Origin of the sequence: Streptomyces sp. NPDC002467 (genome assembly GCF_042889825.1) — a bacterium.
In the GTDB taxonomy this organism is placed as follows: domain Bacteria; phylum Actinomycetota; class Actinomycetes; order Streptomycetales; family Streptomycetaceae; genus Streptomyces.
Genome location: NZ_JBIARJ010000008.1, coordinates 261,179 through 284,292, shown reverse-complemented (window position 1 = coordinate 284,292; position 23,114 = coordinate 261,179). Strand labels below are relative to the sequence as shown.

Below are 23,114 nucleotides of genomic sequence, written 5' to 3'. Positions count from 1 at the left end.
CGGTGCCCCGGTCGGTCGGCGCCGTAAAGGACCCTCGCCCCCGCCTCCGCCCCCGCCCCCTCAGGCGTACCGCTCCCGCAGTTTGTATTTGAGGACCTTGCGCAAGGCGTCGTTGCGGGGGAGGGAGTCCAGGAGTTCCAGTTGTTCGGGGAGTTTGTGGGGGGACAGGCCCTGGGTGCGGAGGTAGGACGTGAGTTGGGGGAGGGTCAGGGGGGTGGCTCCCGGGGGTTGTTCGACGACCGCGCAGACGCGTTCGCCCCGGATGGGATCGGGGAGGCCGATGACGGCCACGTCCGCCACGGCCGGGAGTTGGTGGAGGAGGTCCTCGATCTCCTTCGCCGAGATGTTCTCGCCCTTGCGGATGATGACGTCCTTGCTGCGGCCCGTGAGGACCAGGTAGCCGTCCGGGGTGAGGTGGCCGAGGTCGCCCGTGATCAGGTAGCCGTCCTGGTCGAAGACCTCGGATGACTGGTCGGTGTTGAGGTAGCCCTGGCAGACCGCTTCACCGCGGAGGCGGACCTCGCCGTCCGTGTTCGGGGGGAGCGGGGTGCCGTCGGGGGTGGTGATGCGGATCGACATGCCCTCCGGAGGGCGGCCCTCGGTGGTGGCGAGGTTTTCGGGGGTGTCGTCCGGGGCGCCCATGGTGATCATCGGGACTTCGGTCATGCCGTAGCCGTGGGTCAACTGGCAGCCGAGCTCGCGTACGACGGCGTGGTAGACCTCCGGCGGTTTGGGGGCGCCGCCGCCCGCGAGGAGGCGGAGGGTGGGGATGAGGGGGGTGGTGGGGGCCTTGCGTTGTTCCGTGAGGAACATCGAGTAGAAGGCGGTGGAGCCGCCGGCGACGGTGACGCCGTGGCGGCGGTAGCCGTCGAGGGCGTCCGGCATCGCGAACTTCTCGAAGAGGACGGCCGGGAAGCCGTAGAGGAGCAGCATCACGGTGTAGTCGGGCCCGGCTATGTGCGCGAACGGGAAGGCCATCGAGCCGACGTCCGACGGGGTCAGGTGCAGGGCGTGCGCGAGGCAGGAGCCGCCGGCGATCAGGGAGCGGTCCGTGTGCAGTACGCCCTTGGGGTCGGAGGTGGTGCCGGAGGTCCAGTAGATCCACCGGACGTCGGTGCCGGTGGCGGGCGGCGGGGGGAGCAGGTCCGGGTCGCCGTCGGGGAGGGTCTCGTACGCCTCGAAGACGCCGCGCGCGCCGAGCCGGGAGGCCATCGCGGTGTGGTCGTACCCCCGCCAGGTGCCGGGGACGGCGAAGAACTCGGCCTTGGACTCGCGCAGCGCGAAGCCGACCTCCCGGTCGCGGTAGAAGGGGATGACGGGGGACTGGACGGCGCCGATGCGGGCGAGGGCGATCGAGAGGAGCACCGTCTCGATGCGGGTGGGCAGCTGCCAGGCGACGACGGTGCCGCGGCGTACGCCCATGTCGTAGAGGCCGGCGGCGACGCGCTCGGCGCGGTCGCGGAGCTCGCCGAAGGTGAGCGTGCGGTCGGCAGCGGGGTCCTCGGCGGCCTCGATGAGGGCGGTGGTGCGGGGGCTGAGCGCTGCCCGGCGGGCGACGAGTTCCCAGAGGGTGGCGCTGCGGCCCAGTTCGGTGGCGGTGGCCGTGTCGCCCGTGCTCCTGCCGGTGTCGGTGGCCGTGCCCGGCGTCTCCGTCATCCCAGACCTCCCCATAGCTGACGGATAGTCAGATCAAGCGGAGAGCGTAGAGCGCCGGCGCTTGTCGGTCCAGGGGTGGCGGGGCTAGCTTGTTTCTGACGATCCATCAGATTGATGGATCGACGGATGCGTGTACGGGAATGGGGAGACGGCCAATGGGACTGGAACTGCCTCGGATCGTCAGCGTCGACGACCACGTGATCGAACCCGCCCACCTCTTCGACGTCTGGCTGCCGGCCAAGTACCGCGACCGAGGCCCCAAGGCGCTCACCGCCGGCATCGGCGAGCTGGAGTACACCGGCGGCAAGTACGTGATCACCATGGACCCCGACGGCCCGCCGACCGACTGGTGGATCTACGAGGACCTGAAGTTCCCGTACAAGCGCAACATCGCCGCCGTCGGCTTCGACCGCGACGACATGACGTTGGAGGGGATCACCCGCGAGGAGATGCGGCGCGGCTGCTGGGACCCCAAGGCGCGGCTCGCCGACATGGACCTCAACCACGTGGAGGCCTCGCTGTGCTTCCCGACCTTCCCGCGCTTCTGCGGGCAGACCTTCGCCGAGGCCCACGACAAGGAGGTCGCGCTCGCCTGCGTGCGCGCGTACAACGACTGGATGGTCGAGGAGTGGTGCGGTGACAGCGGCGGCCGGCTGATCCCGCTCTGCATCATCCCGCTCTGGGACATCGACCTCGCGGTCGCGGAGATCCGGCGCAACGCCGCCCGCGGTGTGCGCGCCGTGACCTTCTCGGAGATTCCGACGTACCTCGGACTGCCGTCCATCCACTCCGGCTACTGGGACCCCTTCTTCGCCGTCTGCCAGGAGACCGGCACGGTGATCAACATGCACATCGGGTCCAGCTCCCAGATGCCCGCCGCCTCCCCGGACGCGCCGCCCGCCGTGCAGGCCTCGCTCAGCTTCAACAACGCCATGGCCTCGATGATGGACTTCCTCTTCAGCGGGGTGCTGGTGAAGTTCCCGACGCTGAAGCTGGCGTACAGCGAGGGCCAGATGGGCTGGATCCCGTACGCCCTGGAGCGCGCGGACGACGTCTGGCAGGAGCACCGGGCGTGGGGCGGGGTGCGCGATCTGATCCCCGAGCCGCCGTCCACGTACTACTACCGGCAGATGTTCTGCTGCTTCTTCCGCGACAAGCACGGCATCGCCTCGCTGGACGTGGTGGGCCGCGACAACGCCACCTTCGAGACCGACTACCCGCACGTGGACTCGACCTTCCCGCACACCAAGGACGTCGCCCTCGACCACGTGAAGGGGCTGGACGACGAGACGATCTACAAGCTGATGCGCGGCAACGCCATCCGCATGCTCGGCCTGGACCTCGACAAGGACCGGGGGCGGGTCAAGTAGTGGACCTGACCTACACCGAGGAGGAGCGGGAGTTCCGGGCGCGGCTGCGCGAATGGCTCGCGAAGGTGCTGCCCGAGCTTCCCCCCAAGCCGTCCCCCGACGACTGGCCGGGTCGGCGGGCGTACGACATGGGCTGGCAGCGCAGGCTGTACGAGGCCGGGTACGCGGGCCTGCACTGGCCGGTGGACGCGGGCGGCCGCGGGGCCACGCCGACGCAGCACCTGATCTACCTGGAGGAGACCGAGCGCGCGGGAGCCCCGTACGTCGGCGCGAACTTCGTCGGGCTGCTGCACGCCGGACCGACCATCGCGGCCGAGGGCACGGCGGAGCAGCGGGCGCGCTGGCTGCCGCCCGTGCTGCGCGGGGACGAGGTGTGGTGCCAGGGCTTCAGCGAGCCGGACGCGGGCTCCGACCTGGCCTCGCTGCGTACGCGCGCGGTCCGCGACGGCGACGAGTACGTGATCACGGGGTCGAAGATCTGGACCTCGCACGCGGAGGTCGCCGACTGGTGCGAGCTGCTGGTGCGGACCGATCCGGCGGCCCCGAAGCACCGGGGGATCTCCTGGCTGGCCATGCCGATGGACGCACCGGGGGTGACGGTGCGGCCGCTGCGGACGCTCGCCGGGTCGACGGAGTTCGCGGAGGTGTTCCTCGACGAGGTCCGGGTCCCGGTCGTGAACCGCGTCGGCGCGGAGAACGACGGCTGGCGGGTCACCATGGTGACGCTGTCCTTCGAGCGGGGCACCGCCTTCGTCGGCGAGGTCGTGGCCTGTCGCCGCACCCTGGGCGAGCTGGCCGTGGCGGCCCGGGCGAACGGCCGTTGGGACGATCCGGTGCTGCGGCGCAGGCTGGGGCGGCTGTACGGGGAGTTCGGCGCGCTGTGGCGGCTCACGCAGTGGAACGTGAGCGAGGCGCAGCGGGCGGGCGGGGTCCCCGGCATCGGCGGCTCGGTCTTCAAGCTGGCGTACTCGCACGCGCGGCAGGAGCTGTACGAGGTGGCGGCGGAGGTGCTGGGGGCGTCGTCCCTGGTGCTGGAGGAGGAGTGGACGCTGGACCGGCTCTCCTCGCTCTCGTACACGATCGCGGCCGGCACCTCGCAGATCCAGCAGAACATCGTGGCCGAGCGGATCCTCGGCCTCCCGAAGGGCCGGTGAGGGGCGTGGACTTCCAGCCGACGGAGGAGCAGGCGGACCTGCGGGCGGGCGTACGGGACCTGCTGCAGGGCCGGTACGGGCGCGAGGCGCTGCGGGCGTCGGTGGAGGGTGCGGACGCGGGTGTTCCCGTGGTCGACCGTGCGCTGTGGCGGGAGCTGGGCGAGGCGGGGTTCTTCGCGCTGCGCCTGCCGGAGTCCGAGGGGGGTGTGGGCCTCGGGCTCGCGGAGGCCGTGCTGGTCTTCGAGGAGGCCGGGCGGGTGCTGCTGCCGGGGCCGCTGGTGGCCACGCACCTGGCCGCCGGAGTGGTCCCGGGGGCGGCCGAGGGCACGGCGGTGGTGACGGCGTGCGACCTGGGCGGGGGCCTGGTGGCGTACGCGGGGGAGGCGGACGCGGTGCTGGGGGCCGAGGGCGTCCCCGCCGGTTCTCCGGTGCGCTCCGCGGACCCGCTGACCCCGCTGCACCGGGTCTCCTCGTACGCGGACGTGTCGTCGTACCGCTCCGAGGGGGCGCTGCTGACGGCGGCGCTGCAGGTCGGCAGCGCGCTGCGGACGGTGGAGCTGGCGGTGCGGTACGCGGGGGAGCGCGAGCAGTTCGGGCAGCCGATCGGGGCGTTCCAGGCGGTGAAGCACCTGTGCGCGCAGATGCTGGTGCGGGCGGAGGTGGCCCGTACGGCGGTCTACGCGGCGGCGGTGACGTCCGACGACGGTGAGATCGCGGCGGCGAAACTGCTGGCGGACGAGGCGGCGGTGCGGGGCGCCCGGGACTGCCTGCAGGTGCACGGCGGGATGGGCTTCACGTGGGAGGCGGACGTGCACCTGCACCTGAAGCGGGCGTGGGTGCGGGCGGAGCAGTGGCGGACGGCGGGGGAGGCGGAGGAGCTGCTGGCGGCCGAACTCCTGCTGTCCGCTGCCGTGTAGCGCCGTGTGGCCCTGTGTGGCCCACTGGCACGGAGGGCGTGGAAGGCACGGGCGGGACGGCGGGGGACGCATGTCCGATTACAGAGAGTTGATATCGGTTTGTGTCCTTCGCCCGCCCGCTAACGGCCCGGAGTGGCGGGCCCGTCACGGTACGCTCCCACGATGCGGGCGGTTGAGCGGCGCGGGAGCCGCACAGTATGCACCACATCCACTGCATCGCGCGGGAATATGCCCGAAGCGCTTGTTGTGGTGACTGTATGTCAACCATGCTGCTCGACACGGGGATCACGCTGGGTGATCCCATCCTGTCGCGAGGCGAAGTGTCCGCCGGTTCGGATGGTGTGAGCGGTGCAGGTGCTTCAGGTTCAGCTGGAGGTAGGACCGGACCCAGCCGAGGTCGGCCGGGCCCGCCGGTGGGCGCGTTCGCGGCTGGCCGGGTCGGGCATAGGCGATGACGAGCCGCTCGCCGAGACGCTGATCCTGCTGATCTCCGAACTGGTCACGAACGCGGTCGTGCACACGGGCTGTCCGGCCGTGCTGCGGATGCTGTTCCGGGGGCCGGGCGTACGGGTCGAGGTCGCGGACGCGAGCGACCGGGGGCCGGCCAGGCGGCAGGCGGGCGGCGATGACACGAACGGCCGGGGCCTGGAGCTGGTGGACGGCCTGGCGGACCGCTGGGGCTGGCAGCGCGAGGGCGCGGGCAAGCGGATCTGGTGCGAGGTCGACCGGGCGGAGAAGGCGGCGTCGGACGGGGCCACGAGCGGTCCGTCGGGTCCGTCGGGTCCGTCGAAAATTCACCCTTCCGGTCGGGAACCACACGTGTACCTCTAACGAGATATTGACGATCCGTCACATCTTGATCACCCTGGTGTGGAGCGATTCGACGCGAGGGGACGCCAAGGGCCTGCCTTGACGAGTGCGGGTCGCGGGGTGGCGGCCGCCGTGCCGCGCTCGGGGCGTGCATGCGCGCCGCCGCCACCCGCAGTGCCTCTGCGGGGGCGCGCGGTCAGGCGCGATCGGCGAGCAGTGCCCGCACGTGCGCGTTGCCGCTGAGGTACAGGTAGCCGGCCGGTGTTTGACCGGCCGGCCCCTTGGCGGGGATCCGGGTTTCGTGGCGACGGAGGAGTGGACGGGGATGTTGCGAGGGCTCACCACGGTCAGTTTCTGGGCCGACGATCTGGACGCGGCCAAGCGCTGGTACTCCGAACTGCTCGGGGTCGAGCCGTACTTCGAGCGGCCCGGATATGCCGAGTTCCGGCTGGGGGACTACCAGCACGAACTCGGGCTGATCGACCGGCGGTACGCGCCGAAGGGGGCAGTGGCCGGGGTCGGTGGGGCCGTTGTCTACTGGCACGTCGACGAGGTGCAGGCCGTCTTCGAGAGGCTGCTGGCCATGGGGGCGACGGAGTACGAGGGCCCCGTGGAGCGCGGGCCGGGGTTCGTGACGGCTTCCGTCGTCGATCCGTTTGGGAATGTGTTGGGGGTCATGTACAACGCGCACTATCTGGAAGTGCTCGGTGAGACCGGGGCGGCGGACGCCTAGGGGCGGGTGGTGGGTGTGGACGGTTCGCGCGGTGGCTTCCGCCTTGAGAAGGGGGCCACGGGGGTCCGGCACGTGAGCGAGGCGCCGCTGCGCGAGGTCGAGGTCGGCAGGTGCCGGGCCGCCTGGTACGCCGCCGCCCTCGCCGCCGGCGGGCAGCCCGGGGACTTCGCGGAGCGGATGTACCCGTGCAACTTCCACAGTGCGACCGTCGTCGACGGGGCCGGCGGGCGGCATGTGGTGCTGTTCCACGCGCACCAGCCGCTGGTCGCCTTCGTCGAGGAACGGAAGCACGGGTATGACGATGAGTTCCTGGAGCCGCCGGCCTGGGGCGTCGCCGCGTTCGGGGACGCCGGGTTCGTGGTGCTGAGCGCGGCGCAGCTGCTGTCCCCGCTCGGGGAGTGGGACACCTCCGCGCTGTCGCCCTCCGAGTCGAAGCAGATCGCGTACTGGGGGCCCAGGACCCTGGGGGCCGCGCTGTTCAATGCCTGGGATTGACGGCCGGGGCGGGGACAATGGCGGGCGTGGAGTTTTTTGAGGCGGCCGTGGCGGCTCTGTCCGTCGAGTATCCGGACGACGAGCGGGGGCGCATGTTGCGGTCGCTCGGGGTGAAGACCGGGGGGAAGTTCTACGCGTTCTCCACCGAGGAGGACGTCGTGGTCAAGCTGCCCGCCGGGCGCGTCACCGAGCTCGTCGGGGCGGGGGTCGGCGCCCCGTGCGAGACGCGGCCCGGGCATCCGATGCGGGAGTGGGTGCGGGTCGTGCCGGAGGACGTGGACGGGTGCCTGGCGTACCTGCGGGAGGCGCGGGCGTTCGTGGCGGGTGAGCGGTCCTCCTCGAAGGACTCGTAGATCCCGCCTCCTGCGGCGCCGTGCCCCGCCGCCGCGCGGGCGGCGGGGTCGCCGTCGGCGACGGGGGCTTAGGCCACCTCTTCCGGATCTTGCCCGGCTCGCGCCGCCCGGCAAGATCCGAAAGAGACCTAGCCCTCCGCGCAGATGACGTCGTACGGGCGGCCGACCGAGATCGTGAGTTGCATCGGCTCCGTGGTGCCCGACGGGCATTCTTCCTTCGTCTTGACGAGGCCGAGGACCTTGTATGAGCCCTTGGGGGCGCCCGCGCAGGGGATTTCCTTGGCCTGGTCGGTGATGCAGTCGCCCTTGACCAGCTGGCCGCCGCCGGCGCCCGCGTCGCCGGGGTGGTCGGCGGAGAGGTTGCGGCCGCACACGGTGTTGGTGGGGATGCCGCTGCTCTTGCCGCCGTTGTAGGAGATGCTCACCTTGATCATCAGGTCGGTGCCGGCCGGGCACTGGATCGAGCCGGGGAGGATGCCGGCGTCCTTGATGTCGATGGCCTTGAAGGTGGCGCCGGCGGCGTCGCACTTCTGGCGCCGGTAGCCGTCGGGCTGGTCGTTCGGGTCCGGGCCGCCGCAGTCGCCGACCTTCCAGGCGCTGGAGGTGTCGGAGGAGGACTCCGGGTTGCCGGGGTCGGAGGGCTTGAACGAGGGGGCGCCCAGGGTCGGGGACGAGGAGGGCTTGCCGTTGCTCTTGGAGCCGTCCGCGAGGAGCGCCCGGGAGACGCCGTAGAGGGCCGCGATGACCACGAAGACGACCACGAGGATGGCGGCGGTGTTGTTCTTGCGGCGTGGCGGGGGTGATGGCGGGGGTGGAAAGGCCTGGTACGGGTTCGACATCGTTTCTCCTGGGTGCGGCGCCGGCGACCGGGGGTGTGCGCTTCCGATCAGTGACGCGTCATGGACACCTCATGGTTCCAGGAAGGCGTGGGCGTCGGATCGGTGGCTCGTGAACGGATGCCCGCCCGTCGGGCCGATGCACCCGGAATCGGTCCCGCCCCTGCCGGTTCCGGCCGCTCCGGGCCCCGGTCCTGGCCGCGGCTGCGGCCGCGTCGATACGTTCGGCAGCCTGCCGCCACACCGTGGGCGCACGGCCCGTAGGGACTCGCGGCAGTAGAGGTGGACGTTGTTCAAGCGCATCTCGATCAAGGCCGTGACGGCGGGTACGGCGACCGTACTGGGACTGATCGCCGCCGGGTGCGGGGCGTCTGAGGGTGTGGGGGGTGCGGGGGAGGGGCCCGCCGCACCGCAGGTGCCCGCGGTCGTGACCCCGGCTGTCGTGACTCCGGCTGTTGTGACCCCGACGGACCTGGTTCCGGCGGATGTGGTTCCGACCGGTTCGGCTTCGACCGGTGTGGCTCCGGCTGATGGTCCTGGGTGATGTGACCCCCACCGGTGTGCCCCGGCCGCCGTGATTCCGGCTTCCGGGGCTCCGGCTGTCGTGATCCCCGGTGTTCAGAGGATGGCCACCGGGGCCACCGGGGTGCCCACCGCGCCTACGAAGGGCTCCGGCATCGCCGAGAGGAGGAACGCGTACCGACTTTCTTCTGCACAGGCTGTGGACAACTTTTCGAGGTTCCAGTTCTGGCCCTGGTGCATGCCCATCTCGACGAGGTCGAGGGCGTGCACCGGGAGCCAGAGGTTCTCGATCTCCGGCGGGAAGATCTCGAAGGTCAGGGTGTCGTTCGCGACCGCCGCCACGTCCCGGGCGTGGAACCACTCCGGGGTGCGCACGGACAGGCCGGGTGACGGGAAGCCGTAGCCGTGCTTGTCGCCCGCCAGGTAGACCTGGATCTGACCGGTGCGGACCAGGACGATGTCGCCGGCGCGGACCGTGACCCCGCCGAACTCCTCCGCCTCGGCCAGGTCTTCGGGGGTGACGGCGTGCCCGCCCGGGAGGCGGTCGAGGCCCTTCGCGCGGGCCACGTCGAGCAGGACCCCGCGCGAGACGATGTGGCCGGCCTTGTCGATGCCGCTGAACTCGGCGCGACCGTGCGCCGTGATCGTGGACGCCGGGCGGCCGTTGTAGATCCGGCCCGAGTGGGAGACGTGGGTCAGGGCGTCCCAGTGGGTGGCGGACTGGAGGCCCATGGTCACGGCGTCGTCGCTGCACGCCACCGTGCCCGGGCCGAAGAGTTCCTGGTTGATCTGCACCATCGTGTGCAGCGGGTTGATCCGGCCGGGGATCATGCCGGCCTGGACCCCGTCCTCCTTGAGCGGCAGGGCGAGCGGTATCCGGCGGCCGCTGCGGATCTCCGCCGCGGCGGCGCGGACGACCTCGTCGGTGATGAGGTTGAGGGTTCCGATCTCGTCTTCGGCCCCCCAGCGGCCCCAGTTGTTGACGCGCTTGGCGATGTCGTGGAACTCGGCGGGCATGGTCATGGGCGGCGTCGGCTCCTTGCGTGGAGAACGTGGCGGGCGGAGAGGGGAGAGCGGAGAGCGGTGAGTGGAGAGAAGGCAACGGGGGCTTGTGCTCCGGCGTCGGCGTGCCCATAGAATCTAACGGTCCGTCAGAAAACGTGGGAAGGGGCCGGACGTGGGGAACTTCTTGGCAGGCAAAGTCGTCGCCGTCACCGGCGCCGGCCGGGGCATCGGGCGGGCCGTGGCACTCGCCGCGGCCGCCGAGGGGGCCAAGGTCGTCGTCAACGACTACGGGGTCGGCATCGAGGGCGGAGAGCCGACCAGCGAGATCGCCGAAGGCGTGGTGAAGGAGATCCTCGCCGCGGGCGGCGAGGCCGTCGCCGTCGCGGACGACATCTCCACCATGGCCGGCGGGCAGCGCATCGTCGACACCGCGCTCGCGCGGTACGGACGCATCGACGGGGTCGTGTGCGTCGCCGGCATCCTGCGCGAGCGGATGCTCTTCAACATGTCCGAGGAGGAGTGGGACCCGGTCGTCGCCACCCACCTCAAGGGCACCTTCACCGTGTTCCGCGCCGCCTCCGCCGTGATGCGCAAGCAGGGCACCGGCACGCTCATCGGCTTCACCAGCGGCAACCACCAGGGCTCCGTCGCCCAGGCCAACTACAGCGCCGCCAAGGGCGGGATCATCTCGCTCGTACGCAGCGCCGCCCTCGGGCTCGCCAAGTACGGGGTCACCGCCAACGCCGTCGCACCCGTCGCCCGTACCCGCATGTCGGCCAACGTCCCCATGGAGCTCAAGGAGATCGGCGAGCCCGAGGACGTGGCCGCGCTCGTCACCTACCTGCTCAGCGACCGCGCCAGGGCCGAGGACATCACCGGGCAGGTCTACACGATCGCCGGCCCCAAGATCGCGGTCTGGGCGCAGCCGCGCGAACTGCGCGCCGGGTACGCCGAGGGCACCTGGACCCCGGAGAAGATCGCCGACTTCCTCCCCGGAACGGTCGGCAAGGACCCGATGCCGATGCTGGCCCAGCTGGAGGCCATGGCCAAGGCGGCGGCCGCCAAGGACCGCCCCAACGCCTGACGGGGGGAGCGCCGTGGATTTCGGCTTCGGGGCCGAGGACGAGGAACTGCGCGGCCACGCCCGGGCGTGGCTGACGGAGCACCTCGTCGGCCCGTACGCGCAGGCGGTCGGCCTCGGCGGACCGGGCAGCGAGCACGAGGAGGTCGGCGCCCGGCGCGCGTGGGAGCGCGAGTTGGGCCGCGGGGGCTGGATCGGGCAGGGCTGGGACGCGCCCGAGGGGGCGTACGGGCAGCGGCGGCTCTCACTGACCGGGCAGGTGGTGTGGGCCGAGGAGTACGCGGCGCTGCGCGCGCCCGGCCGGGTCGGCCACATCGGGGAGAACCTCCTCGCGCCGACGCTCATCGCCTACGGCTCCCGGGAGCAGCAGGGCCGCTTCCTCCCCGGCATCGCGGCGGGTGAGGAACTGTGGTGCCAGGGCTACAGCGAGCCCGGCGCCGGCTCCGACCTCGCCGCGATCCGCACGGCGGCGGTCTGCGACCCGGCCGACGGGCTGTACCGGGTCACCGGCCAGAAGATCTGGACCTCGCTCGCCCAGGACGCCGACTGGTGCTTCGTCCTGGCCCGTACCGAGCCGGGCTCGCGCCGCCACCGGGGGCTGTCGTTCCTGCTCGTGCGGATGGACCAGCCGGGGCGGGTCGAGGTCCGGCCCATCCGCCAGATGTCGGGGACCTCGGAGTTCAACGAGGTCTTCTTCGACGGGGCGGTCGCCGCCGAGGTCGTCGGCGCGGAGGGCGAGGGCTGGGGCGTGGCCATGGGGCTGCTCGCGCTGGAACGGGGCGTCTCGACGCTGGTCCAGCAGATCGGCTTCGCGGCGGAACTGGAGCGCGTACTTGCCTCGTACGCCGCTTCCGGCGCGGCGGCGGGCGGGGACGATCCCGTACTGCGGGACCGGCTCGTGCGCCAGTGGGCGGAGCTGCGCACGATGCGGTGGAACGCCCTGCGCACCCTGGGCGCCGAGGGGGATCCGGGGGCCCCGAGCGTGGCCAAGCTGCTGTGGGGCGGCTGGCACAAGCGGCTCGGCGAGCTCGCGGTCGAGGTCAGGGGCGCGGCGGCGACGGCCGGGCCGGCCAGGGCGCCCTGGGCGCCCGGGCTCCCGTACGAGCTCGGACTCGACGAGGAGCAGCGGCTGTTCCTGTTCACCCGTGCCGACACGATCTACGGCGGTTCGGACGAGATCCAGCGGAACATCATCGCCGAGCGCGTGCTCGGCCTGCCTAAGGAGTCGCGGTGAGAGGCGTCGTATTCGACGGCAAGCAGGCGCAGGTGGTCGACGACCTGGAGATCCGGGACCCGGGGCCGGGGGAGGTGCTGGTCGCGATAGCGGCGGCCGGGTTGTGCCACAGCGACCTCTCGGTGATCGACGGGACGATCCCCTTCCCGCCGCCGGTCGTCCTCGGCCACGAGGGCGCGGGGGTCGTGGAGGCGGTCGGCTCCGGGGTCACGCACGTGGCGCCCGGGGACCACGTGGCGCTGTCCACGCTGGCCAACTGCGGGGCGTGCGCGGACTGCGACCGGGGGCGGCCCACGATGTGCCGCAAGGCGATCGGGATGCCGGGGCAGCCCTTCTCGCGGGGCGGGAAGCCGCTGTACCAGTTCGCGTCGAACTCGGCGTTCGCGGAGCGCACGATCGTCAAGGCCGTGCAGGCGGTGAAGATCCCGGCGGACATCCCGCTGACCTCGGCGGCGCTGATCGGCTGCGGGGTGCTGACGGGCGTGGGCGCGGTCCTGAACCGGGCCCGGGTGGACCGGGGCGAGTCGGTGGTCGTCATCGGCACCGGCGGGATCGGGCTGAACGTGCTCCAGGGCGCGCGGATCGCGGGCGCCACCACCATCGTGGCGGTCGACGCGAACCCGGCGAAGGAGGCGGTGGCCCGGCAGTTCGGGGCCACGCACTTCATCGACGCGTCCGCGGTGGCGGACTCCTCGGCCGCGGTGAAGGAGGTCCTCCCGACGGGCGCGGACCACGCCTTCGAGTGCGTGGGCAACGTCAAGCTGATCCGCCAGGCCATCGACCTCCTGGACCGGCACGGGCAGGCGATCCTGCTCGGCGTGCCCGGCTTCAAGGAGGAGGCGTCCTTCCAGGTCTCCTCGATGTACCTGGACAAGACCATCATGGGCTGCCGGTACGGCTCCTCGCGCCCGCAGCGCGACATCGCGCTCTACGCAGAGCTCTACCGGCAGGGCCGGCTGCTGCTGGACGAGCTGGTCACGGAGGTCTACCCGGTCGAGGACTTCGCGAAGGCCGTCGACGACGCCCACCACGGGCGGGTGGCGCGGGGCGTGCTCACCTTCTGACGGGCCCCGGTCCGGGTCCGGGTCCGGGTCCGGTACGGACGGGCCCGGGAACGACGGAGCTCCCCCGCCGGCGGGTGGTCGTACCCGCCGGTGGAGGAGCTGTCGATCAGAGCGACCCGATCAAGGCCGACGTCAACGTCAGTCGAGGACGTCGGGGATCGGCTCGGTGTTGCTGCGCTGCAGCGCCGCCCCGGAGCCGGCGCTCGCGCCGAGCGCCCAGTCCATGAGCTTCATGGCGTCCGCGTAGCGCTCCTCGTCGTTCAGCATGACGCCGATGACGGTCTTGCCGTTGCGGGTCGCGGAGAAGACGAGGCACTTGCCCGCGGCGGTGCCGGTACCGGTCTTGACGCCGATGGCACCCGGGTACGCGTAGCCGGTGGGACGCTCGCGGATGAGCAGGTTGGTGTTGTACCAGGTGGCGTCGGTGGAGGTGCCACCGCTGCTGTACGACGTGGACTTCACGATCGCCGGGAACGTGGTGCCCATCATCGCGTACTTGGTCAGCTTCGCCATGTCGCGCGGGGTCGTGAGGTTGTTGCCCGTCGGCGAGATGCCGTCGAAGGAGTCGTAGGTGGTCCGGGTCATGCCCAGGGCCTTCGCCTTCGCGTTCATCTGCGCGATGAAGTCCTTGGTGCGGTCCGCCGTGGTCGCGCCCTTGCCGAAGGTGTCGGCGAGCGCGTAGGCCGCGTCGCAGCCCGACGGCAGCATCAGGCCGTAGAGGAGCTGACGGACGGTCGGCGTGGCGCCGGCCTTGAGGTGGGCGGTGCTCGCGCCCTCCCGGACGACGTAGTCCAGGTACTCCTGCTTGATGGTGACCTTCTTGTTGAGGTCCACACCGGGCATGCGGATGACCAGAGCGGCCGTCATGATCTTCGTGGTGCTCGCGCCCTGCCGCTTGGTGTCGGCGTTCTTGGCGTTGAGCGTGGCCCCCGTGGTGCCGTCGATCAGGATCGAGCCGGCGGCCGTGTTCGGAGGCGCGGCGGTCGGCGCGGCCGACGCGGCCGGTACGGCGGCGACGAGCAGGGCTCCGGTGGCGACGCCGACGGCGACTGCGCCGCGCGCGCGGCGCATCATATTCAAAATCAAGCCAAATCCCCCCTGGAATAGTGGAAATCGAGAGGCCGGGACGACAGCTGGGTCCCTCGGCCCCTCGGGGGGAGCTTACGCATCGGTAGCCTGCTTTGCAGACGGGTGTTCGCCGGGCGGGGGCGTTCAGGAGCTGAACCGCCCGAACCTGCCCTTGTGGAACAGCAGCGGGCCGTCCTCGCCGGCCGCGCCCATGGCCTCGACCCGGCCCACGACGATGAGGTGGTCGCCGCCGGTGTGGACGGCGTGGATCCGGCAGTCGATCCAGGCGGGCACGTCGTCGAGTTGCGGCGACCCGGTGGCGGGGGCGGGGCTGTGGCCCACCCCGGCGAACTTGTCGGCACCGCTGACGGCGAAGGCCCGGCACAGCTCGCCCTGTTCGGCGCCGAGGATGTTCACGCAGAACACCCCGGCGCGCGCGATGCGGGGCCAGGTGGTCGACGTACGGGCCACCATGAAGGTGACCAGCGGCGGGTCGAGGGAGAGCGAGGCGAACGACTGGCAGGCGAAGCCGGCCGGCCCGTCCTCCCCCTCGCCGGGCGGGGCGGTGATGACGGTGACCCCGCTGGCGAAGTTCCCGAGCACGGCGCGGAACTCGGCGGGGCTCACGGGGGCGCGTTCGTCCTCCCCGACGGCCCGCAGGTCGGGGCGCGGCAGAACGTCCACGGACTCCGCTTCCGCCGCGGTGGAGGTGGGGGAGCCTACTGACCTGAGGTATCGGACGACGGTGGCCGCCATCCCTGCGTGTCCCATCACATCCACGATTGAACCTGACGGAGCGTCAGATGGGAAGGTGTGGGACCCCGCGGCTGCGCCGCCTGCTGTCCACGACCCACCCGGACCGGCCGGCGAGGCGGCTCGGCGAGCTGCTCGCGGGCGGGGCGGGGGACGACGCGTTCAGGGAGGCGGAGGAACGTTCCCCGGAGCTGAAGGCCGCCTTCCACGACCAGTTCCGCGACCTGCCCTCCCTGCGGGACGTCCCGGCCCCGGCCTCCGCCCCTGCCCCGGCCTCCGCCCCGTCCCCCTCCACGGCCGGGTAGGTGCCTCCACTCGGGTGAAGCCCCCGGCCGGTGGGCGGCGGGTACGTCCTCGGGCGCGCGGGGTTCGGCATCGTGTCGGGCGCACCCGAATCCTCACCACCTTGGGAGAGTCGCCCATGCTCGGCACCGACTTCCGTACCGGATCACCCAACTGGCTCGACCTCGGCAGCCCCGACGTCGACGCCTCCGCCGCGTTCTACCGGTCCGTCTTCGGCTGGGAGTTCGTATCCGCCGGTCCCGAGGCGGGCGGGTACGGGTTCTTCCAGGTGGCGGGGAAGACCGTGGCCGCGGTCGGACCCCTGACGGAGGCCGGCGCGGCCTCCGCGTGGATGACGTACTTCGACACCCCCGACATCCGGGCCACGGCCAAGGCCGTCAAGGACGTGGGCGGGACGGTGCGCGCGGAGCCCATGGACGTGATGGGCGAGGGATGGCTGGCGCAGTTCACCGACCCGCAGGGCGCGCAGTTCGCGTGCTGGCAGCCGGGGAAGACGGGCGGGCTGGAGCTGACGTCCGCGGTGAACAGCCTGGTGTGGGTCGAACTGCACGTCCCCGACCCCGATTCGGCCATCGCCTTCTACTACGGGCTCTTCGGCTGGCGGCACGAGGAGATGCAGACGCCCGGCATGACGTACCGGGTACTGAGCACGGCGGAGGGCGACAAGCAGATGACGTCCTTCGGGGGGATCGCGCCGCTGGGCGAGGGCGCGGGCGGCGCGTCGAACATGCTGCCGCGCTGGGTGCCGTACTTCAACGCGGCCGATGTCGACGCCGCCGCCGTGGCGATCGAGGGCAACGGCGGTGAGGTGCTGATGCCCGCCGTGGACGTGCCGGGCGTCGGACGCATCGCCTGGGGATCGGACCCGGCGGGGGCGGTGTTCGCGCTGCTGAGGCCGGACCCGCGGATGTAGTGGGTGCGGGCGTCGTCGTCCGGTTCAGCGGCCGAGGTACTTGGGCGTGCGGCGTTCCACGAAGCTCGCCACGCCCTCGTTCGCGTCGGCGGTGGTCATGTTGATCTCCTGAGCGGTGGCCTCGGCGGCCAGTGCGGTCGCCCGGTCGCTGTCCAGGGAGGCGTTCACGAGCTGCTTCGTCATGGCGATGGCCCGGGTCGGGCCCTGGGCGAGGCGCTCGGCCCACTCGCGGGCGGTGGCCTCCAGCTCCTGGGCCGCCACGACCTTGTTGACCAGGCCGAGGCGCTCCGCGTCCGCGGCCGGGAGCGCGTCGCCGAAGAACATCAACTCCTTGGCCTTCTGCGGGCCGACGAGGCGGGGGAGGAGGTACGCGCCGCCACCGTCGGGGACGAGGCCGCGGCGTACGAACACCTCGATGAAGCGGGCGGTGTCGGCGGCGATCACGAGGTCGCAGGCGAGGGCGAGGTGGGCGCCGATGCCGGCGGCCGTGCCGTTGACCGCGGCGAGGACCGGCTTCTCGCAGTCGAGGACCGCGGTGATCAGGCGCTGCGCGCCGAGGCGGATCATGCGGGCGACGTCGCCGGCGACGCGGTCGGTGGCGGCGGCCCCGCCGCGGAGGTCGGCGCCGGCGCAGAAGCCCTTGCCGGTGGCGGTGACGACCACGGCGCGGATGGCGGGGTCGGCGGAGGCGTCCGCGAGCAGGGCGATGACGCGGTCGCGTTGGTCCCAGGTGAGGGCGTTCATGGCGTCGGGGCGGTTGAGGGTGATCCAGGAGACGTTGTTCTCCGTGCGGTGCAGGATGGTCGTGTCCTGGGTCGGTGCCTCGGTCATTCTTTGGACTCCCGTTCGGGTGACGTGGGTTGGTGTGGGGGATCCGTGCTGCGGGTGCGGGTGGGTTGCCGCTGCGCGGAGCGCCGGTCCCCTACCCGCCCTTCCACCGTTCCCCGGGCTCCGCCCCGGACCCCGCGCCTCAAACGCCGGCGGGGCTGAAAGAGCCCCGACGGCGGCGCCGAGGCGGCGGGGGTCGGTCAAGCGGGGCCGCGCAGCGTCAGCGGCAGACGGCCAAGGCGTCCAAGGCGACCGCCCCCTGTCCCCGGGGCAGGACCATCAGGGGGTTGATGTCCAGCTCGGAGAGTTCGTCGCCCAGTTCCAGGGCCATCCGCTGGATTCGGAGGATGACCTCCACCAGCGCGTCCACGTCTGCCGGCGGAGCCCCCCGGACCCCCTCCAGCAGCGCGTGCCCGCGCAGTTCGCCGAGCATCGCCCGCGCCTGGTCCTCGCCGAACGGCGGCACGCGGACCGCCGCGTCCCGGAGGACCTCGACGAGGACCCCGCCGAGCCCGACGGTGACGGTGGGGCCGAAGAGGTCGTCCTGGGTGACGCCCACGACCATTTCCACCCCCCGCTCCACCATCTGGCAGACCAGGATGCCGTCCAGCGGGACGTTCTCGTAGCGCGCGATGTCCGTGAGCTCGCGGTACGCGTCGCGGATCTGGCTCGCCGAGGTCAGGCCGATCTTGACCAGGCCCAGTTCCGTCTTGTGGGCCAGCTGCGGCCCCGACGCCTTCATGACGACCGGGTAGCCGACCAGGCCCGCCGCCCTGACGGCCGCCGCCGCGCTCGTCACGAGCTGCTCGCGCGGGACCCGTATCCCGTACGCCCGCAGCAGCTGCTTCGCCGCGTGCTCGCTGAGCTGCTGGCCCGGCCGCATCAGGGCCTGCGCCTTGCGGTACGAGGGCGAGGGCGTGCGGGGCGCGTCCTCGAAGGGGGAGCGGTACCCGGCGGTGAAGCGGTGGTGGCCGAGGTAGGCCCGTACGGCGGTGATGCAGTTGCCGAACGTACGGAAGGTGGCCACGCGGGAGGAGCCGAGGAGGGTGGTGCGGTAGGCCTCCTCGGTGCCGACGGGGGAGCCCCAGATCACGCAGATCAGCTTGTCCGTGGCCTCGGCGGCGTCCACCAGGTCCTGGGCGAGCTTGTCGCTCATCGGGGGGAAGGGGCCGGTGATCGGGCAGATCAGGACGCCGACGGACGGGTCGGCCAGGATCGCGTCGATGATCTTGCGGCCGCGCCAGTCGCCGACCGGGTGGCCGCCGTTGTCGACGGGATTGGCGACGTTCAGGTACTCCGGGATCCACTGGTGGAGTTCGGCCTGCTTGGCGTCCGAGAGGGTGGGGAGGGTGAGGCCCGCCTCCGTGGCCAGGTCGGAGAAGTGGGCGCCGGTGCCACCGGAGATCGAGTACACGACGACCCCGTCGGCCTTCGGCTTGCGGGCACGGGCGAGGAGGGCGGCGGTGTCCTGGAGCTCGTCCAGGCCGTCGACGCGGATGACGCCGAACTGGCGCATGGCGGCGTCCACGACGGTGTCCGCGCCGGTCAGCTTCCCGGTGTGGGAGGCGGCCATGCGGGCGCCGGTCTCGGTGCGGCCGACCTTGACGGCGACGACGGGGACCCCGTTGCGGGCGGCCCGGTCGGCGGCGAGGAGGAAGGAGCGGCCGTCCTTGAGCCCCTCGACGTAACAGGCGATGGCGCCGACCTCGGGCTGCTCGGCGAAGTAGGAGATGAAGTCGGAGGTTTCGAGGTCCGCCTCGTTGCCCGTCGGCGCCCAGTGGGAGAGGCGGATGCCGAGCTCCTGGAGGGTGTAGACGGGCCGGCCCTGGTGGCCGGACTGGGTGATCAGCGCGATCGCCGGTCCGTCGAGGTCGTCGCGGAACTTCTCGAAGGCGTTGAGGTTGGTGTTGGGGCCGAGCAGGCGCAGGCCCGAGCGCTGGACGGCGGCGGCGAGGCGGGCCTGGGCGGCCGCGCCCGCGTCGCCGGTCTCGGCGAAGCCGGAGGCGAAGGCGACGGCGAACTTCACCTTCGTCTCGGCGAGTTCCTCGATGACGGGGAGGGGGTCGCCGACGAGGAGGACGGCGAGGTCCACCTGTTCGGGCAGGTCGGCCACGGAGGCGTGGCAGGGCAGTCCGAAGACGGTGGCGCGGGTGGGGTGCACGGGATGGATCCGGGCACCCACGCGCTCCGCCCACGCGATCAGCTGGCGGGTGATTCCGGTGTTCGGTTTGCCCTCGGCGTCGGAGGCGCCGACGACGGCCACGGACTCGGGCCGGAAGAACCGGTCCAGGTCGGGCACGTCGGCATGGAGTGGCCGTCCGCTGACGTCCACCGCGACCGTGTCCTCGGCGGACGGCGCGGCCGTCGAGTGGACGGCCGTTCTGGGGGACTCCCCGCAGGCCTCGACACGTGCGCGGAAGTCGGTGGTGAGGGTGCCGTGAGTAGATCCAAGCATCGTTCCGCCCGCTCCTGCTCGATGAACATCGATGGAACCTCAAATAACTGACGCGTAGTCAGATTACTGAACTGACGCGCCGTCAGGAACAGGGCTGCGCAGGAAAGGTGGTGGAGGTGATGTGTGGAACGGTCGCAGACGCTTCGGGGAAGGTCCAGACTCCTTTCGGTCGGAGCAGGTCGTCCGACCTAGTCGCCGACGAGCCGCGCCACCGCCTTCGCGATCCGCTCCGCGTCCAGGGCCATCTCCCGGAACATCCCGCTGATGGGGTTGGAGAAGCCCGTGAAGTACAGGCCGGGTGCCTGGGCGGGGGTGCGGGCGCCGTGCACGAGGGGGCGTCCGCGCCCGTCCAGGACGTCGAGGTGCCCGACCAGACCCTCCAGGGCGCGCCGGTACCCGGTGGCCGCGATCACCGCGTCCGGGGCGATCCGCGTGCCGTCCGCGAGGACCACGGCATCGCCGTCGAAGGAGTCGACGGCGGCCACCGGCTCGACCCGGCCGGCCCGGACCGCGTCGATGAGGCCGACGTCCTGGACGGGGATCGCCCCTTCCTTGACCCTGCTGTACAGGCCGGTGTCGGGGCGCGGAAGCCCGTACGCCGACAGGTCGGGGACGGAGGCCTTGGCGACGAGCCGGCCGAGCCGGTCCACGAGCCGCACGGGCAGGCGTCGTACGAGGATCCCCGTGCGCTGGGCCGGCCAGCCGGCGGTGGAGCGGCGCACGATGTGCGGGGCGGTGCGCACGGCGAGCCGCACCCGCGCGGCGCCGCCCTCGACGAGGTCCACGGCTATCTCGGCGCCGGTGTTGCCCACGCCGACGACCAGCACGTCCCGGCCCGCGTACGGCTTTGCGTTGCGGTAGTCGGCGGCGTGCACCAGCTCGCCGGTGTACGCGTCCCGGCCCGGCCAGTCGGGCAGCGCGGGCGTGTGGTTGAACCCGGTGGCGACGACCACGGCCGAGGCCGCCAGCACGCGGCCGCCGGTGGCGTGCAGGGTGAATCCGTCGTCGTTGCCCTTGCCGTCGACCGCGCGCTCGATGCGGGTGACCTCGACGCCGGTGACGACCTCCAGCTCATGGAACTCGACGTACTTCTCCAGGTACCGCACCACGTCGTCCCGGGAGACCCAGCGTCCGAAACGGCGCGGCATGGCCAGGCCCGGGAGGGCGGAGAGCCGGCGCGTGGTGTGCAGGTGGAGCCGCTCGTAGTGGCGGCGCCACGAGGCGCCGACCTCGTCGGACTTCTCGACGACCACGGCGCGCACCCCGCGGGCCCGCAACGCGGCGGCCGCGGCGAGGCCGCCGGGACCGCCCCCGATGACGTACACGGGGCGGGGCTGGGTGGTCATGTCGGGTGCTGTGGGGACTCCGGGCATGAGGTGTGAGCGTATCGCCACGCAGCGTTGATGGGTCGCGGGCAGGGAGTGAATCGATTGCGGATCGGTTACGGGCCGTTTGACGCGGGGTGCCGCCGGGCCGCCGTGCGGCCGTGCGGCGGACCGTGGGTGGGTGCCGGGGCGCCGGGCCGCCGGGGCGTCTGGGCGTCGGGGCACCGGCGGGCCGGGGGTGGGGGCGGGGGCGTCGGGATACTTCTGCCGTGCTGCTGACATGGATCGCGGAAATCGCTGACGGGCCCCTCGTGCTGGATCCGGCCGACAGGCGTTCCGAGTGGGAGGCCAACACCTGGTGGTTGGGGGCGGAGGGCGAGGACCGCCGGTCCCTGTCGGTTTCCGAGGTGGTCCGCGCGTTCGAGCGGGTGGCCGAGGCCATCCGGCTCCGCCTCCTCGACCGGGGCTTCGCGGGGTCGGCGACGTTCTACGTCTGGCACGACGAGCAGGCCGGTCAGCTGCGCTGTTCCACCGCCTCGGTGGCGGCGCACGAGCTGCCGTTCGGGGGCGCGTACGTGCCCGTCGCCGGCCTCGCGGGCGTGGTGGAGGCCTTCCTCTCCGACGAGGAGCGGGGCGTCGTGGCCTGGGCGGATCTGGAGGAGGGGGAGGCGCCGGCCGAGCCGGAGTTCGACCCGTTCCCCGTCTGGGTGCGCGATGTCGGCGCGGCCTCGACCTGACCGGACCCTTGCGTGATCGCCCCGGATCCGCTGAACTGACGTACCGTCAGATCAATCGAGGGATCGAGGGTGGGAGCTGCGATGCAGACCATCTGGCTCAGCGGCGCCGAATGGCTCGCCGTGCTCCGGATAGGCCTCGGCCTGTGGTGGCTGGAGAGCTGGCGGCACAAGGACAAGAAGGGCTGGTTCGAACGCGGCACCGGCATCGCCTGGGCCGCCGACGTCGCGGGCAAGCATCGCTGGGCCTTCGTGAAGGGCGGCTTCGAGACGGTCGTCGCGCCCCGCCCGAAGCTGATGGCGCACATCGTCGTCTACGCGGAGCTGGCCCTCGGGCTCGGCCTCGTGCTCGGCTTCCTCACCCCGATCGCACTGGTCGGCGGCCTGCTGCTCAACCTGCTCTATCTGGTGCTGATGATCCACGACTGGGCCGAGCAGGGGCAGAACGCGATGATGGCGCTCATCTCGCTCGTCGCCCTCTTCGCCATGGCCTGGCAGACCTGGTCCCTCGACTCCGCGATCGGACTCTTCCTGTGAACACCGTGCGGTACGACCTCCCCGAGGCGGACGATTTCACCCGGCCCTACTGGGACGCGGCCGCGGAAGGCCGCCTCATGCTGCGGCGATGCGCCGACTGCGGGCGGGCCCACCACTACCCGCGCGAGTTCTGCCCGTTCTGCTGGGCCGGCGAGGACCGCGTCTCCTGGGAGCCGGCGAGCGGCGGCGCGACCCTCTACACCTGGTCGGTGATCCACCGCAACGACCTCCCGCCCTTCGGCACCCGCGTCCCGTACACGGCCGCGGTGGTCGACCTGGCGGAAGGCCCCCGGATGATGACCGAGGTGGTGGACTGCGAGGCGGCGGACCTCCGCATCGGGATGCCCCTGACCGTCACCTTCCGCGAGGCGGCGGAGGGGCTGGTGGTTCCGGTGTTCCGGCCGTCGGCCTGACGGTCTGACCACCTGACGGCCGCACCGGCCCTCATTCCACGCCGAGGTCCTCGCGCATGGCGTGCCGCATGGCCCGGAGGGAGACCCACACGTCGTCCTTGGCCTGGGCCGCGCTCTCCATCGTCTCGTCCGGCTCGGGCTCGCCGCGCTCAAGGCGCTTGACCTGGCCGTAGAGCAGGGTCAGGGCATGGTTGACGTTCCTCGCCGCGGCGAGTACCGCGTCCGGAGCGATCATCTGCGCCTCGGAGTACCGGTCGCGCTGGGCGTCGCGGGCCTCGTCGAGCGCGCGGCGGTCGGCGTCCTCCACGGTGCGCTCCCGCATGATGTGCAGGTGCTTGTTGAGCGCGGTGGTGAACTGCCGCGCGTCCCTGTTGAGTTCGATGTAGCAGGTACGCCGCAGTGCGAGATGCTCGCGTATCTCCTCATGACCGCGCAGGAGCTCTATCTCCCTGCGCTTGACGCGCTCGGAGCCGCGCTGGGTGAGGATCGCGCCCCCCAGGGTTCCCGCCACGCCCACGACCGCAATGACCACCGATCCGATTTCCACCAAGTCAC

24 protein-coding genes are annotated in these 23,114 nt (G+C 71.9%); 15 read left to right on the top strand and 9 right to left on the bottom strand.

What is annotated here, in order from left to right; genetic code table 11:
* Positions 1-60: 60 nt before the first annotated feature.
* Positions 61-1,656, bottom strand: a complete 1,596-nt coding sequence (locus ACFYYJ_RS19300) for a class I adenylate-forming enzyme family protein (RefSeq protein WP_389133910.1) — start codon at positions 1,654-1,656, stop codon at positions 61-63.
* Between the two features lie 155 nt (positions 1,657-1,811).
* Between ACFYYJ_RS19300 and ACFYYJ_RS19295 the strand changes: the two genes are divergently transcribed.
* From ACFYYJ_RS19295 to ACFYYJ_RS19265, 7 genes are all read left to right on the top strand, one after another.
* The gene (locus tag ACFYYJ_RS19295; protein ID WP_385128719.1) at positions 1,812-3,026 is read left to right on the top strand and encodes an amidohydrolase family protein; all 1,215 of its coding nucleotides are present in this window, start codon (positions 1,812-1,814) and stop codon (positions 3,024-3,026) included.
* On the top strand, positions 3,026-4,180 hold the full coding sequence (locus ACFYYJ_RS19290; protein ID WP_385363654.1) for an acyl-CoA dehydrogenase: 1,155 nt from the start codon (positions 3,026-3,028) through the stop codon (positions 4,178-4,180). Before ACFYYJ_RS19295 ends, ACFYYJ_RS19290 begins: the two co-directional genes overlap by 1 nt.
* A 5-nt stretch (positions 4,181-4,185) precedes the next feature.
* The gene (locus ACFYYJ_RS19285) at positions 4,186-5,097 is read left to right on the top strand and encodes an acyl-CoA dehydrogenase family protein (RefSeq protein WP_385363653.1); all 912 of its coding nucleotides are present in this window, start codon (positions 4,186-4,188) and stop codon (positions 5,095-5,097) included.
* Positions 5,098-5,445: 348 nt separating this feature from the next.
* On the top strand, positions 5,446-5,928 hold the full coding sequence (locus tag ACFYYJ_RS19280) for an ATP-binding protein (RefSeq protein WP_389133905.1): 483 nt from the start codon (positions 5,446-5,448) through the stop codon (positions 5,926-5,928).
* A 304-nt stretch (positions 5,929-6,232) separates the two neighbouring features.
* Complete coding sequence (locus ACFYYJ_RS19275; protein ID WP_389133902.1) at positions 6,233-6,640, top strand: VOC family protein; 408 nt, start codon at positions 6,233-6,235, stop codon at positions 6,638-6,640.
* A gap of 72 nt (positions 6,641-6,712) precedes the next feature.
* Entirely contained in the window at positions 6,713-7,135 is a 423-nt protein-coding gene (locus ACFYYJ_RS19270; protein WP_389133899.1) for a hypothetical protein, read from the top strand.
* A gap of 26 nt (positions 7,136-7,161) precedes the next feature.
* Positions 7,162-7,488: a hypothetical protein gene (locus tag ACFYYJ_RS19265; RefSeq protein WP_389133898.1), complete on the top strand. Its 327-nt coding sequence runs from the start codon at positions 7,162-7,164 to the stop codon at positions 7,486-7,488.
* Between the two features lie 128 nt (positions 7,489-7,616).
* Here ACFYYJ_RS19265 and ACFYYJ_RS19260 read toward each other — a convergent pair whose 3' ends face one another.
* Both ACFYYJ_RS19260 and ACFYYJ_RS19255 read right to left on the bottom strand, forming a co-directional pair.
* Positions 7,617-8,327: a hypothetical protein gene (locus ACFYYJ_RS19260; RefSeq protein WP_385128726.1), complete on the bottom strand. Its 711-nt coding sequence runs from the start codon at positions 8,325-8,327 to the stop codon at positions 7,617-7,619.
* A gap of 615 nt (positions 8,328-8,942) precedes the next feature.
* Positions 8,943-9,869, bottom strand: a complete 927-nt coding sequence (locus ACFYYJ_RS19255) for a cyclase family protein (RefSeq protein ID WP_385128727.1) — start codon at positions 9,867-9,869, stop codon at positions 8,943-8,945.
* A gap of 154 nt (positions 9,870-10,023) precedes the next feature.
* Between ACFYYJ_RS19255 and ACFYYJ_RS19250 the strand changes: the two genes are divergently transcribed.
* The 3 genes from ACFYYJ_RS19250 to ACFYYJ_RS19240 are packed head-to-tail and all read left to right on the top strand — an operon-like array spanning position 10,024 to position 13,230.
* The gene (locus tag ACFYYJ_RS19250) at positions 10,024-10,935 is read left to right on the top strand and encodes an SDR family oxidoreductase (protein WP_385128728.1); all 912 of its coding nucleotides are present in this window, start codon (positions 10,024-10,026) and stop codon (positions 10,933-10,935) included.
* 13 nt (positions 10,936-10,948) lie between these two features.
* Positions 10,949-12,166 (top strand): acyl-CoA dehydrogenase family protein, encoded by a 1,218-nt coding sequence (locus tag ACFYYJ_RS19245; RefSeq protein WP_389133895.1) that lies wholly within the window; start codon positions 10,949-10,951, stop codon positions 12,164-12,166.
* Positions 12,163-13,230, top strand: coding sequence for a Zn-dependent alcohol dehydrogenase (locus ACFYYJ_RS19240; protein ID WP_385363645.1), 1,068 nt, complete (start codon positions 12,163-12,165; stop codon positions 13,228-13,230). Before ACFYYJ_RS19245 ends, ACFYYJ_RS19240 begins: the two co-directional genes overlap by 4 nt.
* Before the next feature lie 138 nt (positions 13,231-13,368).
* On the opposite strand, the gene ACFYYJ_RS19235 is transcribed toward ACFYYJ_RS19240, so the two are convergent.
* Together ACFYYJ_RS19235 and ACFYYJ_RS19230 are read right to left on the bottom strand one after the other, a co-directional pair.
* Positions 13,369-14,301 (bottom strand): D-alanyl-D-alanine carboxypeptidase family protein, encoded by a 933-nt coding sequence (locus ACFYYJ_RS19235; protein ID WP_385128746.1) that lies wholly within the window; start codon positions 14,299-14,301, stop codon positions 13,369-13,371.
* 141 nt (positions 14,302-14,442) lie between these two features.
* Positions 14,443-15,069 (bottom strand): flavin reductase family protein, encoded by a 627-nt coding sequence (locus ACFYYJ_RS19230; RefSeq protein WP_385128731.1) that lies wholly within the window; start codon positions 15,067-15,069, stop codon positions 14,443-14,445.
* A 32-nt stretch (positions 15,070-15,101) separates the two neighbouring features.
* Here ACFYYJ_RS19230 and ACFYYJ_RS19225 point away from each other — a divergent pair, with 32 nt between their 5' ends.
* Both ACFYYJ_RS19225 and ACFYYJ_RS19220 read left to right on the top strand, forming a co-directional pair.
* Positions 15,102-15,356, top strand: a complete 255-nt coding sequence (locus ACFYYJ_RS19225) for a hypothetical protein (protein ID WP_389133891.1) — start codon at positions 15,102-15,104, stop codon at positions 15,354-15,356.
* A gap of 116 nt (positions 15,357-15,472) precedes the next feature.
* Positions 15,473-16,267, top strand: a complete 795-nt coding sequence (locus tag ACFYYJ_RS19220) for a VOC family protein (RefSeq protein WP_385128733.1) — start codon at positions 15,473-15,475, stop codon at positions 16,265-16,267.
* A gap of 24 nt (positions 16,268-16,291) precedes the next feature.
* Here ACFYYJ_RS19220 and ACFYYJ_RS19215 read toward each other — a convergent pair whose 3' ends face one another.
* The 3 genes from ACFYYJ_RS19215 to ACFYYJ_RS19205 form a co-directional block, all read right to left on the bottom strand.
* Positions 16,292-17,098 (bottom strand): enoyl-CoA hydratase/isomerase family protein, encoded by an 807-nt coding sequence (locus ACFYYJ_RS19215; protein ID WP_389133888.1) that lies wholly within the window; start codon positions 17,096-17,098, stop codon positions 16,292-16,294.
* A gap of 217 nt (positions 17,099-17,315) precedes the next feature.
* On the bottom strand, positions 17,316-19,550 hold the full coding sequence (locus ACFYYJ_RS19210) for an acetate--CoA ligase family protein (protein WP_385363276.1): 2,235 nt from the start codon (positions 19,548-19,550) through the stop codon (positions 17,316-17,318).
* A gap of 188 nt (positions 19,551-19,738) precedes the next feature.
* A complete protein-coding gene (locus ACFYYJ_RS19205; protein ID WP_389133886.1) occupies positions 19,739-20,896 on the bottom strand; it encodes a flavin-containing monooxygenase in 1,158 nt (385 codons plus the stop codon).
* A gap of 248 nt (positions 20,897-21,144) precedes the next feature.
* Here ACFYYJ_RS19205 and ACFYYJ_RS19200 point away from each other — a divergent pair, with 248 nt between their 5' ends.
* From ACFYYJ_RS19200 to ACFYYJ_RS19190, 3 genes are all read left to right on the top strand, one after another.
* A complete protein-coding gene (locus ACFYYJ_RS19200; RefSeq protein WP_385128738.1) occupies positions 21,145-21,612 on the top strand; it encodes a hypothetical protein in 468 nt (155 codons plus the stop codon).
* An 81-nt stretch (positions 21,613-21,693) separates the two neighbouring features.
* Positions 21,694-22,146 (top strand): DoxX family protein, encoded by a 453-nt coding sequence (locus ACFYYJ_RS19195; protein ID WP_389133883.1) that lies wholly within the window; start codon positions 21,694-21,696, stop codon positions 22,144-22,146.
* Positions 22,143-22,559 (top strand): Zn-ribbon domain-containing OB-fold protein, encoded by a 417-nt coding sequence (locus ACFYYJ_RS19190; protein WP_385363279.1) that lies wholly within the window; start codon positions 22,143-22,145, stop codon positions 22,557-22,559. Before ACFYYJ_RS19195 ends, ACFYYJ_RS19190 begins: the two co-directional genes overlap by 4 nt.
* Positions 22,560-22,590: 31 nt before the next feature.
* Here the strand turns inward: ACFYYJ_RS19190 and ACFYYJ_RS19185 are convergent, their stop codons facing one another.
* On the bottom strand, positions 22,591-23,106 hold the full coding sequence (locus ACFYYJ_RS19185; RefSeq protein WP_389133880.1) for a hypothetical protein: 516 nt from the start codon (positions 23,104-23,106) through the stop codon (positions 22,591-22,593).
* Between the last annotated feature and the right edge of the window lie 8 nt (positions 23,107-23,114).

Excerpts from the sequence above, each read along its gene's own strand:
- ACFYYJ_RS19300 (WP_389133910.1), bottom strand. The coding sequence starts at position 1,656 with ATGACGGAGACGCCGGGCACGGCCACCGACACCGGCAGGAGCACGGGC.
- ACFYYJ_RS19295 (WP_385128719.1), top strand. The coding sequence starts at position 1,812 with ATGGGACTGGAACTGCCTCGGATCGTCAGCGTCGACGACCACGTGATC.
- ACFYYJ_RS19275 (WP_389133902.1), top strand. The coding sequence starts at position 6,233 with ATGTTGCGAGGGCTCACCACGGTCAGTTTCTGGGCCGACGATCTGGAC.
- ACFYYJ_RS19260 (WP_385128726.1), bottom strand. The coding sequence starts at position 8,327 with ATGTCGAACCCGTACCAGGCCTTTCCACCCCCGCCATCACCCCCGCCA.
- ACFYYJ_RS19255 (WP_385128727.1), bottom strand. The coding sequence starts at position 9,869 with ATGACCATGCCCGCCGAGTTCCACGACATCGCCAAGCGCGTCAACAAC.
- ACFYYJ_RS19235 (WP_385128746.1), bottom strand. The coding sequence starts at position 14,301 with ATGCGCCGCGCGCGCGGCGCAGTCGCCGTCGGCGTCGCCACCGGAGCC.
- ACFYYJ_RS19230 (WP_385128731.1), bottom strand. The coding sequence starts at position 15,069 with ATGGGACACGCAGGGATGGCGGCCACCGTCGTCCGATACCTCAGGTCA.
- ACFYYJ_RS19225 (WP_389133891.1), top strand. The coding sequence starts at position 15,102 with ATGGGAAGGTGTGGGACCCCGCGGCTGCGCCGCCTGCTGTCCACGACC.
- ACFYYJ_RS19220 (WP_385128733.1), top strand. The coding sequence starts at position 15,473 with ATGCTCGGCACCGACTTCCGTACCGGATCACCCAACTGGCTCGACCTC.
- ACFYYJ_RS19215 (WP_389133888.1), bottom strand. The coding sequence starts at position 17,098 with ATGACCGAGGCACCGACCCAGGACACGACCATCCTGCACCGCACGGAG.
- ACFYYJ_RS19210 (WP_385363276.1), bottom strand. The coding sequence starts at position 19,550 with ATGCTTGGATCTACTCACGGCACCCTCACCACCGACTTCCGCGCACGT.
- ACFYYJ_RS19205 (WP_389133886.1), bottom strand. The coding sequence starts at position 20,896 with ATGACCACCCAGCCCCGCCCCGTGTACGTCATCGGGGGCGGTCCCGGC.
- ACFYYJ_RS19195 (WP_389133883.1), top strand. The coding sequence starts at position 21,694 with ATGCAGACCATCTGGCTCAGCGGCGCCGAATGGCTCGCCGTGCTCCGG.